General features: G+C 66.5%; 12 protein-coding genes and 1 tRNA gene. 3 read left to right on the forward strand and 10 right to left on the reverse strand.

What is annotated here, in order from left to right; genetic code table 11:
- Nucleotides 1-68 precede the first annotated feature (68 nt).
- Genes dxr through AWJ14_RS07115 form a run of 3 tightly spaced genes read right to left on the reverse strand, consistent with a single transcriptional unit; the run spans nt 69 to nt 2,989 of the window.
- Nucleotides 69-1,277: a 1-deoxy-D-xylulose-5-phosphate reductoisomerase gene (dxr, locus tag AWJ14_RS07105; RefSeq protein WP_066176962.1), complete on the reverse strand. Its 1,209-nt coding sequence runs from the start codon at nt 1,275-1,277 to the stop codon at nt 69-71.
- A 42-nt stretch (nt 1,278-1,319) separates the two neighbouring features.
- A complete protein-coding gene (locus AWJ14_RS07110; protein WP_066176825.1) occupies nt 1,320-2,204 on the reverse strand; it encodes an NAD(P)-dependent oxidoreductase in 885 nt (294 codons plus the stop codon).
- Nucleotides 2,205-2,218: 14 nt separating this feature from the next.
- Nucleotides 2,219-2,989, reverse strand: a complete 771-nt coding sequence (locus AWJ14_RS07115; protein ID WP_245304162.1) for a SapC family protein — start codon at nt 2,987-2,989, stop codon at nt 2,219-2,221.
- Nucleotides 2,990-3,156: 167 nt separating this feature from the next.
- On the opposite strand from AWJ14_RS07115, the gene AWJ14_RS07120 reads away from it, so the two are divergent.
- The gene (locus AWJ14_RS07120) at nt 3,157-4,377 is read left to right on the forward strand and encodes an MFS transporter (protein ID WP_066176828.1); all 1,221 of its coding nucleotides are present in this window, start codon (nt 3,157-3,159) and stop codon (nt 4,375-4,377) included.
- A 30-nt stretch (nt 4,378-4,407) separates the two neighbouring features.
- Here the strand turns inward: AWJ14_RS07120 and AWJ14_RS07125 are convergent.
- A tRNA-Arg gene (locus AWJ14_RS07125) sits at nt 4,408-4,483 on the reverse strand.
- 97 nt (nt 4,484-4,580) lie between these two features.
- Nucleotides 4,581-5,747: a M20 aminoacylase family protein gene (locus AWJ14_RS07130; protein WP_066176964.1), complete on the reverse strand. Its 1,167-nt coding sequence runs from the start codon at nt 5,745-5,747 to the stop codon at nt 4,581-4,583.
- A gap of 169 nt (nt 5,748-5,916) precedes the next feature.
- Here AWJ14_RS07130 and AWJ14_RS07135 point away from each other — a divergent pair, with 169 nt between their 5' ends.
- Together AWJ14_RS07135 and AWJ14_RS07140 are read left to right on the forward strand one after the other, a co-directional pair.
- Entirely contained in the window at nt 5,917-7,131 is a 1,215-nt protein-coding gene (locus AWJ14_RS07135) for a D-alanyl-D-alanine carboxypeptidase family protein (protein ID WP_425349618.1), read from the forward strand.
- A gap of 17 nt (nt 7,132-7,148) precedes the next feature.
- A complete protein-coding gene (locus tag AWJ14_RS07140; protein WP_066176830.1) occupies nt 7,149-8,312 on the forward strand; it encodes a CobW family GTP-binding protein in 1,164 nt (387 codons plus the stop codon).
- Between the two features lie 4 nt (nt 8,313-8,316).
- Here AWJ14_RS07140 and AWJ14_RS07145 read toward each other — a convergent pair whose 3' ends face one another.
- The 5 genes from AWJ14_RS07145 to AWJ14_RS07165 form a co-directional block, all read right to left on the reverse strand.
- Nucleotides 8,317-8,544, reverse strand: coding sequence for a sulfurtransferase TusA family protein (locus tag AWJ14_RS07145; RefSeq protein WP_066176832.1), 228 nt, complete (start codon nt 8,542-8,544; stop codon nt 8,317-8,319).
- Nucleotides 8,541-9,812, reverse strand: coding sequence for a L,D-transpeptidase family protein (locus AWJ14_RS07150; protein WP_245304163.1), 1,272 nt, complete (start codon nt 9,810-9,812; stop codon nt 8,541-8,543). The genes AWJ14_RS07145 and AWJ14_RS07150 overlap by 4 nt, the downstream gene beginning before the upstream one ends.
- Before the next feature lie 196 nt (nt 9,813-10,008).
- Nucleotides 10,009-10,965, reverse strand: coding sequence for an acetyl-CoA carboxylase carboxyltransferase subunit alpha (locus AWJ14_RS07155; RefSeq protein WP_066176970.1), 957 nt, complete (start codon nt 10,963-10,965; stop codon nt 10,009-10,011).
- Between the two features lie 99 nt (nt 10,966-11,064).
- A complete protein-coding gene (locus AWJ14_RS07160) occupies nt 11,065-12,006 on the reverse strand; it encodes a site-specific tyrosine recombinase XerD (protein WP_066176834.1) in 942 nt (313 codons plus the stop codon).
- A 29-nt stretch (nt 12,007-12,035) separates the two neighbouring features.
- Nucleotides 12,036-12,179: a histidine kinase gene (locus tag AWJ14_RS07165; protein ID WP_066176836.1), complete on the reverse strand. Its 144-nt coding sequence runs from the start codon at nt 12,177-12,179 to the stop codon at nt 12,036-12,038.
- Nucleotides 12,180-12,358 lie beyond the last annotated feature (179 nt).

The following is a 12,358-nucleotide window of genomic DNA, read 5'->3' on the forward strand; positions in this document are numbered from 1 at the left end:
CGCGCGAGCCACGCCAGGAAAGGATGCCGCTGGGGCGGCGATTCGTCAATCTGCCTGAAAGACGTGCCTCAGTGGCGCGCGCGCGAGCGGGCGCCGAGTTCGGCGATGATCGCGCCCGCGACGATGCGGGCCTCGCGGTCGGCGGCATAGACGTCCTCGATCGCGGTCGCCTGGCGACCGTCGTCGAGCCGGTCCATGGTGGCTGAAACGATGTCGGCCATGTCGAGAAAGCCGATGCGACCGGCGATGAAGGCGTCGAGCGCGGCCTCCTTGGCGCCGTTCAGCACCGCACCCTGCAGCCCGCCGCGCTCCATGGCGGTCCGGGCGAGCGCCAGCGCCGGGAAGCGCACTTCGTCGGGGGCGTGGAAATCAAGCCGGGCGAGTTTGGCAAAATCGAGCCGCTCCACGGGAAGGCTGGCGCGGCGCGGATGCGAGATCGCGTAGCCGATGGCGTGGCGCATGTCCGGGGCGCCGAGCTGGGCCAGAACCGAGCCGTCCGAATAGCCCACCATGGAATGGATGATGGATTGCGGGTGGACGATCACCTCGATCTGCTCCGGCCGGAGGCCGAACAGATGGCGTGCCTCGATCATCTCCAGCGCCTTGTTGAACATCGACGCGCTGTCGATCGAGATCTTGATGCCCATCGACCAGTTCGGATGCGCGGCGGCGACCTCGGCGGTCATCGAGGCCATCTCGTCACGGGTGTGGTTGCGGAACGGCCCGCCGGAGGCGGTGAGGATGATGCGCTCGACCGCGTGACGCTGGTTTTCCTCCAGCACCTGGAAGATGGCGCTGTGCTCGCTGTCGACCGGCAGCAGGCTGCCGCCGCCTTGGGCGATGGCGGAGGTGAACAGGTCGCCGGCGGAGACCAGGCATTCCTTGTTGGCAAGCGCGATGTCGGCGCCGCCGCCGATCGCGGCGAGCGTGGGGGCGAGACCGGCGATGCCGACGATGCCGGCAAGCAGAATGTCGGTGTCGCGCAACCCGGCCTCGACCAGCGCCGAAGGCCCTGCGCCGGCCTCGATGCCGGTTCCCGCGAGCGCGGATTTCAGCTCGGCGTAGAGGTCGGGGTCCGCGGTCACGGCAAAGCCCGCGCCGGTCTGTTTGGCCTGTTCCACCAGCAGCCCGATATTGCCCATGCCGGTGATGGCGGGCACCTCGAAGGCTTCGCGTCCGCCCAGATGGCTCATCACGTCCAGCGTGTTGCGTCCGATCGACCCGGTCGACCCCAGAACGGAGATGCGGCGTTTTTCCGCGGAAGCGGCATTGGTCATGGAGACACCATCATGGGCTTGCGGCATGCGGTCACTTTCATCTCAAAGCCCGGATCTGCCATTGAGGTCGAGTAATTCGATGAAAAGAGCCGAATGGTCAAGGTCACCGCCGCCAAGTTCGTCCGAGAGGCGGCGGAACCGGTCCCTCACCGCCTCGACCATCGGCAGGCCCAGGCCGAGCGCGCGCGCCTCCAGCAGCACATTGTCGAGATCCTTGATCTGGACGTCGACGCGCCCGCCCGGGGCAAAGTCGCGCGCCTGCATGCGCGCGCCATGCTGTTGCAGGATGGTGGAATCGGCAAAGCCGCCCTTCAGTGCCGCACGGAAGGCTTCGAGATCGCCGCCGCCTTGGGAAACCAGCAGTGTGGCTTCGGCGACGGCGCCGATGGCGATGCCGACGATGGCCTGGTTGGCGAGTTTGGCGAGCTGTCCCGCGCCCGATGGGCCGACCCGGATCGCGCGCCCCATCGGCTCGAACACGGTGCGCGCGGCCTCGAACACCTCGGTCTCTCCGCCCGCCATGATGGCGAGCGTGCCGGCTTCCGCCCCACGGGTTCCGCCGCTCACGGGTGCGTCGAGATGGCGCACCCCGCGTTCGGCGAGGCGGGCGGCATGGGCGCGGGCCTGGGACGGCCTGATCGAGCTCATGTCGATCACGGTTGTCCCGGTTGGAAGCGCTTCCGCAACGCCTGTGCCAAACAGGACCTGTTCGACGGCGTCGCCATCGGTCAGCATGGTGATGACATGGGTTGCGCCCTGCACGGCGTCCGCTGCGGTCGAGGCGAGCCGGGCGCCGTGCTGCGCAAGCGGCGCGGCCTTCGCCGGATCGCGGTTCCAGGCCATGACGTCCAGGCCGGCGTCCACAAGCCGCCGGGCCATCGGAAGGCCCATCAGCCCGGTTCCGAGAACGGCAATGCAAGGTGTCATCGGCTCAGCCCCCTTCAGGCGCGGCGCAGACTGGCCTGGTGCAGGATCGAGGTCCAGCTGTTCATCGAGGCGAGGTGGCAATAGATCGTCGCCAATGCGTCCGCCTTGCGCAGCTTGAGATACGCCTCGTCGCTCATGGCGTTCAGCTTTGCTTCGTCGACCAGGTGAAAGCCGGTGATATTGAAGCTCTCGCCGTCGTTCAGGGAAATCTTGCTGGTGCGTTCGGCCAAAAGTCCGCTGTCTGTTATCACCTTCATGATCTGCCGCGTCTTGACGAACATGCCCTGGTACTGCTCGCAGAAGGACAGGGCGCTGTCGATGACCTCTCCCTTGCCGAGCGCGCCATCGGACTGCCTGACGAACAGTGGCTTGGCTTCACCGTTGCTGCCGGCATCGACCAGCCGGGCGGGATCGTTCTCGATGCAGAGTGCCAGCCGTTCGTCGGTGTCGCCGCCGGCGAGGATGAAGGGGTAGCGGCGGACATAGGCGGGAACGTAATGCGGCTCGGCCCACCGGCCTTCACCGTCGACGAACAGGTTTTCGTCCTTGCGGATGCCGGTGACCACCATCGGCATGAAGTCGGGCCCGGAAAAGACGATCGGATAGGAACGCATCGCCGCGGGCATCTCGGCGGCCATCAGCGGGATCACATGGGCCTTCGCCGCAAAGCTAAGGTCGCCGCTCAGCGCCAGCGCCTTGCCGCCATGGCGTTCGGGGGTGATCGCCTCGGGCGCCCTGTAAAACATCGGAAGCGCGGATGCCTGGGTGTCTGTCCTGCCTGCCACGTTCGCTCTCTCCCGCCCGGTTGTGTTTGGCCAATTTTCGACTTTTCGCGCGTATGCCGTTGCAATTCAAGCCCATTCCGCATGCCCGCGGCGCCGCCGGGAGATTTCCGCCCGCCGGCCGAAGCCGTCGCTATACAAAGCCCTCGGCCCTTCATAGATTGGTCCGCATGACAGATTCCGATGTCCTCGACAGCCGGTATTCATGGATGCGGCTCGGCGTGACGCTGGCGATTGCCGTGATTGGCAATGTCGGCATGTGGGCGGTGATCGTGATCATGCCCGCGGTCGAGGCGGAGTTCGCCGTCGAGCGCGCCGATGCTTCGATGCCCTATATCCTGACGATGATCGGCTTCGCGCTCGGCAATCTCCTGGTCGGCCGGGCGGTCGACGCATGGGGCATCACCACCGCGCTGATCGGTTCGGCGCTGGCGATCGCTGCGGGTTTCGGACTGGCGGCCACCAGCGGCTCGATGCTGATGCTGACGGCGCTGCACTTCATCATCGGCTTCGGAACGGCGGCCAGTTTCGGGCCGCTGATGGCCGATATCTCGCACTGGTTTCACCGCCGGCGCGGCATTGCCGTGGCGATCGCCGCAAGCGGAAACTACCTCTCGGGCGCGATCTGGCCGATGCTGCTGGCCGGCATCCTGAACGATCATGGCTGGCGCGCCGTCTACATGGTGCTGGCGGTGGCGCCGGTGCTGATGATCGTGCCGCTGTCGATGCTGCTCAGGCGCCGGGTTCCCGACAGCGCGGCCGCCCAGGCGGGCCGGATGTCGTCGGTCAGTGTGCGCGCGGTCAGCTTTTCGCCGCGCGCCCTGCAATGGCTGCTGGGCCTGGCGGGCGTCGGCTGCTGCGTGGCGATGGCGATGCCGCAGGTGCATCTCGTCTCCTACTGCACCGATCTCGGCTACGGACCCGCCGTGGGCGCCGAAATGCTGTCGCTGATGCTGATGGGCGGGGTGGTCTCGCGGCTGGTCTCGGGCCTCGTCGCCGACCGGCTCGGCGGGGTCAAGACGCTGCTGATCGGCTCGACGCTGCAATGCATCGCGCTGTTCTTGTACCTGCCGTTCGATGCGCTGGTGCCGCTTTACGTGGTCAGCCTGGTGTTCGGCCTGTCGCAGGGCGGGATCGTTCCGAGCTACGCGCTGATCGTGCGCGAATATCTGCCGGCCAAGGAAGCCGGTGCGCGCGTGGGCTTCGTGATCATGGCGACGATCGCCGGCATGGCGCTCGGCGGCTGGATGTCGGGCTGGATCTACGACCTGACCGGCTCCTACCAGGCAGCCTTCCTCAACGGCATCGCCTGGAACCTGCTCAACATGGCCATCATCGGCTGGCTCGCGTTCAGATCGCGGACGCGTGGCGGCGTGGCCGTCCCGGCCTGAGGCGGTTCAAGGATCGGACATTTCGGAAAATGGTGATCCCGGCAGGATTCGAACCTGCGACACCAGGATTAGGAATCCTGTGCTCTATCCCCTGAGCTACGGGACCACGCGACCCCTCAATACAGAAAGCGGGGCGGTTCGACAATATGAAGATCCGCCCCGAATTGCGGGCGCCCCCGAGCGGGCCGCTTGGGGATCAAGGGTCAGGCGGCGAGCGCCTTTTCGGCGAGGTTGACCCAGTAGGACACGCCCACGGGAATGGCGTCGTCGTTGAAGTCGTAGGCCGGGTGGTGCAGGCTCGCGCTGTCGCCATTGCCCATGAAGATGAAGGCGCCGGGCCGGGCCTCGAGCATGAAGGAGAAGTCCTCGCCGCCCATGGTCGGCGGCTGGTTGCGCTCGACCTTGCCTTCGCCGCTCACGGCTTCGGCCACGTCGGCGGCGAAATCGGTCTCGTCGGCATGGTTGAAGGTGAGCGGGTAGTTGCGCAGGTAGTTGACGGTGGCTTCCGCGCCGTGGGCTGCGGCCACGCCTCGCGCGATTTCGCCGATCCGGGTCTCGGCCAGGTCGTGCATCTCCGGCGACAGCGTGCGCACGGTGCCGGCAAGCTCCGCGGTCTCGGGGATGATGTTGTAGGCGGAGCCGGCGATGAACTTCGTCACCGATACCACCACCGAATCGAGCGGATTGGCGTTGCGCGAGGAGATCGACTGCAGCGCGGTGACGACCGCCGCGCCGGCGACGATCGGATCGATGGTCTGGTGCGGCATCGCCGCATGGCCGCCGCGCCCCTTGATGGTGATGTCGAAAACGTCGGTCGCGGCCATGATCGGACCCTTGCGGATCGCGAACTGGCCGACCGGCAGGCCCGGCAGGTTGTGCATGCCGAACACCTTGGTGATGCCGAACCGCTCCATCATGCCGTCCTTGACCATTTCCCGGCCGCCGCCGCCGCCTTCTTCGGCGGGCTGGAAGATCACGGCCACGGTGCCGGCGAAATTGCGCGTGGCCGCAAGATGGCGGGCGGCGCCGAGCAGCATGGCGGTGTGGCCATCATGGCCGCAGGCATGCATCTTGCCCGGCGTGCGCGAGGCCCATGGCAAGCCGGTGATCTCGTTGATCGGCAGGGCGTCCATGTCAGCGCGCAGGCCGATGGCGGGGCCGTTGCCGCCCGGACGGCCGTGGATGATGCCGACCACGCCGGTCTGGCCGATGCCGGTGACCACTTCGTCGCAGCCGAAGGCGCGCAGCTTGTCGGCGACGAAGGCCGCGGTGTTGTGCACGTCAAACAAAAGTTCGGGATCGGCGTGCAGGGTGCGGCGCCATTCGGCGACCTCGTCCTTCATGGCAACGACTTCCGGGACCAACTGCATCTTCAACCCCTGTGGTTTTTTGATCTTGACCGGTGGCAACGGCGTTCTTTGGACTGGCGCCTTTTGCCATCTGTCTGCCATATAGGCTAAGTAGGCGGGGAAGACGAGCAAAAATCAGTGCAATGGTTGCTTGGCGCCCGTCGCGGGCGGCCGTGAACGACCGCGTAACCTGCAGAAAGACCGGATGTCGATGATGAAGCCAATGCAACCCATGCGCCGCATCTGCGTGGCCCTCGCGGCGCTGGCGATGGCGGGCGCGCCCCATGCCTTCGCTAATCCGAGCATTGCCGTGGATGTGGCGAGCGGCCGGGTGATCTCGCACGAAGACGCATTTCAGCGCTGGTATCCCGCCTCGCTCACCAAACTGATGACGGCCTATCTGGTGTTCACGGCGGTCCGTGCGGGCCAGATGAGCCTGGAGACGCCGGTGCCGATGTCGGTGCATGCCGCGGGTGAGCCGCCGAGCAAGATGTATTTCCGGCCCGGCGAGCGTTTCACGGTGGATTCGGGGCTCAAATACCTGCTCGTCAAATCCGCCAACGATGTCGCCATGGCGCTGGCCGAGGCGGTGTCGGGCAGCGAGGAAGCCTTCGTCCGGGAGATGAACGCAACCGCGCTCCGGCTCGGCATGACATCGACCCGTTTCGTCAATCCGAACGGCCTGCCGGGCAGCGGGCAATATTCCACGGTGCGCGACATGGCGCTGCTGGCGGTGGCGCTGCGCCGCGAATTTCCGGACTATGCGCGCTATTTCGGCTTTGAGGGCTTTGCCAACGGCACGTCGACCCACACCAATATCAACCTGCTGATCGGCCGGTTTCCGGGCGCCGACGGCATGAAGACCGGCTTCATCTGCGCCTCCGGCTTCAACCAGGTCTCGTCGGCCACCCGCGATGGAAGGACCGTGGTCAGCGTGGTGTTCGGCGCGCCGTCGCAACATGCGCGGGCCGAACAGTCGGCCGAATTGCTGCACGCCGCGCTGACGGCGCCGGGGTCGGGCAGCCTCACGCTTGCCAACCTCGCCCCCTATGGCGCAAGCCGCGACGAGGTGGCCGACATTTCGGGCGAGATCTGCACGAAGACGGCGCATGCGGAGCGCAGCGACAAGCGCGATGCCGAGGGCAACATCATCCTCACCTCGCCCTATCTGGTGACCATGGATCGCGAGCCGCGGCTGGTGCAGGCGCCCTCGATCCCTGCGGCTCCGGTTGCCGAAATCGCACTGTCGCGGATTCCGCTGCCGGTTGCCCGTCCGCGCAGCCGCCTCGACGGCGAGACCGGCACCTCCGCGGCTTCCGCCTTCATCGCGCCGCCCGCTTCCGCGGCCGAGGTGAAGCCGCTGCGCTCCTATATCCCGATCCCGATTCCGCGCCCCGAAATCTGACGCTGAAAGGCCCCCCGATGATCGCAGAAGGCGCCTCCGAGCGCTCCTGGACCGTGCCGCAGGGCATCCCCGTCTCGATCCTGACCGGCTTCCTCGGCGCGGGGAAGACCACGCTTCTCAACCGGCTGATCGGCGATCCGTGGCTCAGCGACGCGGCGCTGATCATCAACGAATTCGGCGATGTCGGCATCGATCACCTGCTGGTCGAAAGCTCGGGCGACGGCGTGATCGAACTCTCCGACGGGTGCCTGTGCTGCACCGTGCGCGGCGAACTGGTGGATACGCTCGCCGACCTGATGGACCGGATGCAGACGGGCAAGATCAGGCCGTTCTCGCGCGTGGTGATCGAGACCACCGGGCTCGCCGATCCTGTTCCGGTGATGCAGTCGGTGATCGGCCATCCTGCGCTCGGCCAATCCTACCGGCTCGAAGGCCTGGTGACGGTGGTGGATGCGGTCAACGTGCTGTCCACGCTCGACGCCCACGAGGAGGCGCGCCGCCAGGTGGCGGTGGCCGACGCGTTGGTGATCTCGAAGGCCGCGCTTTCCGCGTCAGTCGAACCCGTGCGAGCGCGGCTTGGGGCGCTCAATCCGCTGGCGCGGATCCTCGACGCGGAGGATCCGGACGTGACCGCGCGCGGCCTGTTCGACACCGGCGCCTATGATCCGGCCACCCGCGGGCTCGATGTGGCCCGGTGGCTGAGTGCCGGGGACGGACACACCCATCACCATGATGATGGCCACCACCATCACCATCATGCGCACGGGCCGTCCCATGTCCATGACGTCAACCGCCACGACGGCGGCATCCGCGCCAGTTCGCTGGTGTTCGACAAGGCCATTCCGCCGCAGGCGCTGATGATGTTTCTCGATCTGTTGCGCTCGGCGCACGGGCCGAACCTGTTGCGCATGAAGGCGATCGTCAAGCTCGCGGACGATCCCGGGCGCCCGCTGGTGCTGCATGCGGTGCAGAGCCTGATGTCGGAGCCGGTGCGGCTTCAGGCCTGGCCCGAAGGCGCGCGGCAGGAGACACGGCTGGTCGTGATCACGCGTGACATGCCGGAGGGATTCGTCGCGGACCTGTTCGCGGCCTTTGCCGACGAACCCGGAATCGGACGTCCCGACCGGGCCGCGCTCACCGACAATCCGCTCGCCATTCCCGGTGCATCGGCGCGGCGATAGCCGCTCAGGCCTTTTCGATCAGGAAGGCGTGGCCGCCCCCGGTCGGCTCGCTGCCGAGCAGGCGATGGCCGTCCTCGCGGCAGAAATGGGGAATGTCGATCACCGCCAGCGGATCGGTGGTCTCGACCGTCACCCGCGCGCCGCTTTCGAGCGTGCGCAGATATTTGCGGGTCCGCAAAACCGGCAGCGGGCATTTGAGCCCGCGCAGGTCGAGCGTCGAACTTGCGCTCAATTCCGGCTCCAGATCTTCCAGAACGGTTTGTCGCCCTTGGTTTGGGCTGCGGGCGCGGCGGGTGCCGCGGCAGCCGCCAGGCCCGCGGCCTGCGGATTGGGTTCAGGCACAGGCACTTCGCTCGGGGCGGGTGCCTCGGCGACCTGATCGGCCACGGCCGTCTGGCCCCCAGTGGCTTGCCCGGAAGCTGTGGCGGCTTGCGCCGGCGCCTGGGTCTGCGGCGCCGATTCCCCGCCGGTCCGGGCCTTCAACGGGTTCCCGGAGGCAAACAGGCCAAGCACGGGGACTGCCGGCGATTGTCCGCCATGGGCGGCAAGCCGTTCGGCTTCGCGCGCTTCGCGTTCGGCCCGGCGGGTCTCGGCTTCGGCCTCGGCCTTCGCCTTGGCTTCCGCGGCGGCGAGGCGCTTTGCCTCTTCGTGATCGAATTTCGACACGGCCTTGAGGAAATTCTGGTTCCAGGTCTTCTCATAGGACGCGTAGGCCGAGGCGAGGGTGGTCGGCACGCTTGCCGGCGGGCAGGCGGCGGTCGCCTTGAAGCTCGCGTTTTCGTCCTCGGGAATCTGGTTGAAGACGTAGCGGCGGTCGCACACGTCCACCTTCGGCGGGCGCTTGGTGAGTTCGAAATGGTCGTAGCCGACCTTGAGCATCTTCCAGAATTCGTAATGCTCGCTGTCGCGGTGACGGGCCATGTTCTCGGGCGTCATCCGGAACGGCAGCGCCTCGACGAGGAAATATTCCTGCCCGCCCTTGAAGGCGTCGCGGGCGAAACCGTAGATCTCGAGCACCTGTTCGTCGGTCATCGAATAGCAGCCCGCCGAGGAGCAGGCGCCGTGCACCATCAGGTTCGACCCGGTGCGGCCATAGGCGCGGTCGTAGCTGTTGGGATAGCCCATGTTGAAGGACAGGTAATAGCTCGATTTCGGATTCATCTGCGCGGGATAGATCCGGTAATAGCCTTCCGGCGCCTGGCGGTCGCCTTCCTTGAATTTGGGCCCGAGCTTGCCCGACCATTTGCAGATCTCGTAGGAGGCGATCAGGTCGAAGCGGCCATTGCCCTTCTGCTTCCAGACCTCGAGCACGCCCTCTTCCTTGAAGATCCGCATCATGATCGGCGACCGCGTGCTCATGTCGTTCGCCTTCATCTTGTTGACGAGCTTGGCGGGCAGCGGGTGTTCGACCTTGTTGGAGACCGATTCCAGTGCGTCCTGGCAGCCGGCAAGGCCGAGCAGCAGAATGGGAAGGAATCGCAGCGTGCGCATGGGGATCATGGGGTCTCTTGAACTTCGCGATTGCGGGCGCCCGGCGCGACACCGGCGCTTTCGGCACCGGATGCAGCCGGGCATTTCAGGGCAAGAATACGCCAAACATGGTTCACGAAGCCTTACCGCAGAACGGCCGGCGGTACGGATTCGATGCCGGGAGGCCACACTAGCAAGTGCAATTGTGGCCCGATTACGGCAGGCTTCAGCCGATCTGTCGCCCGATCTTGAGGAACTTCCGGCGCCGCTCCGCGCGCAGATCGTCGCCCGAGCGGCCGGACATGTCCTTGAGCGCCGAGGCGATCGTGTCGCCGGTGCGGGCAATCACGCTCGCATGGTCGCGATGGGCGCCGCCGACCGGCTCGGAAATGATGCCGTCGATGACGCCGAGTTCGAGCAGGTCCTCGGCGGTGATCTTCATCGAGGTGGCCGCATCGCGGGCGCGCGTGGCGTCGCGCCAGAGAATCGAGGCGGCCCCTTCGGGCGAGATCACGGAATAGATCGCGTGTTCGAGCATGTAGACCCGGTTGCCGGTGGCGATCGCGATGGCGCCGCCGGAGCCGCCTTCGCCGATCACCACGGAGATGAGCGGTGCGCGCAGGTTGAGGCAGGTTTCGGTGGAACGGGCGATGGCTTCCGCCTGGCCGCGCTCTTCCGCGCCGATGCCGGGATAGGCGCCGGCGGTGTCGACCAGCGTGATCACCGGGATTTCGAACCGGTCGGCGAGTTCCATGATGCGGATCGCCTTCCGGTAGCCCTCGGGGCGCGCCGAGCCGAAATTGTGATGGATCCGGGTCTTGGTGTCGTGGCCCTTTTCCTGGCCGATCAGAACCACCGGCTGGCCGCGAAAGCGCGCGAAGCCGGCCTGGATGGCGGCGTCTTCGGCAAATTTCCGGTCGCCGGCGAGCGGCGTGAACTCGTCAAACAGGGTCCGGGCATAATCGTTGAAATGCGGCCGGTCCGGATGCCGGGCAACCTGGGTCTTCTGCCACGGATTGAGCTTGGCGTAGATGTCGGCCATGGCGTCGCGCGCGCGGTTTTCGAGCCGCATGATCTCATCGCCGGTGTCAATGCTCTCATCCTCGGAGGCGAGCTTGCGCAGCTCGTGGATTTTGCCTTCCAGGTCGGAGATCGGTTTTTCGAAATCTAGGTAATGGTGCATCAAACTCATCCGCGCGGGGTTCCGCTTTTGTGTTGCCGGGCACACTCAATCGCAGTCAGCGGGCTCTGTCACGCGCTAGGTTGCCGCATGCAAGCGGGCTTAATCGCGGCTTTTTGTGGCTTTTGCAAGGGGGTGATGCTCATTGACGAGTTGCCGCAGCCGTTCGTCGAGCACATGGGTGTAGATCTGGGTGGTGGAAATGTCTGCGTGGCCGAGCAATTCCTGCACCGCTCTCAAGTCGGCGCCGCCGGCGAGAAGGTGGCTCGCGAAGGCATGGCGCAGCACATGCGGCGAGACGCAGGCGACCGGGATGCCGGCCCGGCTTGCCACCTCCTTGAGCTCGCGCGCGAAGACCTGGCGCGACAGGTGGCCCTCGGCCGAATGGGCGGGAAACAGGAAGCCCGCCTCCTCGGCGGCCTCCCCGATCACGTCGAGCCAGGTTTCCAGCGCGGCGCGCGCAGGGCGTGACATCGGCACCATGCGTTCCTTGGCGCCCTTGCCGCGGATCACCAGGAACCGTCCCCCGTCCGCGAGCACCCGGTAGGGCAGGCTCACCAGTTCGCTCACCCGCATGCCGGTGGCGTAAAGCAGCTCCAGGAGCGCGCGGAAACGGATCCGCTGCAGCGTTTCGGCCGGGGTCCTGGCCTGGGCGATATCCGCTTCGGCCTGCGCCAGCAGCCGCGAGACATCGTCGATGCTGAGCACCTTCGGCAAGGCGCGGGACTTGCGCGGCGAATCGACCACACCGGTCGGGTCATCGGCGCGCAGGCCCTCGGCATGGAGAAACTTGTAGAACTGCCGGAGCGCGGAGAGCCGTCGGGCCTGGGAGGCGGGGGAAAAGCCACGGGCGGCGAGATCGGAGAGGATCGCCCGTATGTCCTCGGCGCCGGCACCGGCCAGCGTCGCGCCGCGGGACCTGAGCACGTCGGCGGCGTCATCGAGATCGCGGCGATAGGCCTCGAGCGTGTTGCCGGCGGCGCCGCGCTCGGCGCTCATCATTTCCAGGAAGGCTTCGGCATGGGCGGCGCTCAGATCGCGCATGTTCGGTCAGGGCCTGTGAAGTGTCGGGGTCAGCGGTTCAGTCTTTCGGTCGGCACGCGCACCGTGACGTCACGATCGACCGGCTGCACGTAGATCACCAGCGCAAACATCGCGCCATAGACGATGCCGGTGAGGATGGCGCAGATGAACAGAAAACGGAACAGGGAAGGCATGAGGACTCCGCCAGACAGGTCAAGCCGCTGTTATGCGGCAGGGGAACGGCTGTTTCAAGGCGGGACGGAACCTCGGCGCCAGCTTGACGCGCCGCCGGTGATAGCGAATACAAGGCCCGGGCCACGGGTCCGCCGGCGTGTGCCGCGATGCGGCGCGGGCAGGGACCATGACATCCGGC

This window comes from Parahoeflea olei (genome assembly GCF_001703635.1).
Lineage (GTDB): Bacteria > Pseudomonadota > Alphaproteobacteria > Rhizobiales > Rhizobiaceae > Hoeflea > Hoeflea olei.

Bases quoted from the DNA above. Each gene is read 5' to 3' on its own strand.
- dxr (WP_066176962.1), bottom strand. From the start codon at position 1,277: ATGACCAATGCCGCTTCCGCGGAAAAACGCCGCATCTCCGTTCTGGGG.
- AWJ14_RS07110 (WP_066176825.1), bottom strand. From the start codon at position 2,204: ATGACACCTTGCATTGCCGTTCTCGGAACCGGGCTGATGGGCCTTCCG.
- AWJ14_RS07120 (WP_066176828.1), top strand. From the start codon at position 3,157: ATGACAGATTCCGATGTCCTCGACAGCCGGTATTCATGGATGCGGCTC.
- AWJ14_RS07130 (WP_066176964.1), bottom strand. From the start codon at position 5,747: ATGCAGTTGGTCCCGGAAGTCGTTGCCATGAAGGACGAGGTCGCCGAA.
- AWJ14_RS07140 (WP_066176830.1), top strand. From the start codon at position 7,149: ATGATCGCAGAAGGCGCCTCCGAGCGCTCCTGGACCGTGCCGCAGGGC.
- AWJ14_RS07150 (WP_245304163.1), bottom strand. From the start codon at position 9,812: ATGATCCCCATGCGCACGCTGCGATTCCTTCCCATTCTGCTGCTCGGC.
- AWJ14_RS07155 (WP_066176970.1), bottom strand. From the start codon at position 10,965: ATGCACCATTACCTAGATTTCGAAAAACCGATCTCCGACCTGGAAGGC.
- AWJ14_RS07160 (WP_066176834.1), bottom strand. From the start codon at position 12,006: ATGCGCGATCTGAGCGCCGCCCATGCCGAAGCCTTCCTGGAAATGATG.
- AWJ14_RS07165 (WP_066176836.1), bottom strand. From the start codon at position 12,179: ATGCCTTCCCTGTTCCGTTTTCTGTTCATCTGCGCCATCCTCACCGGC.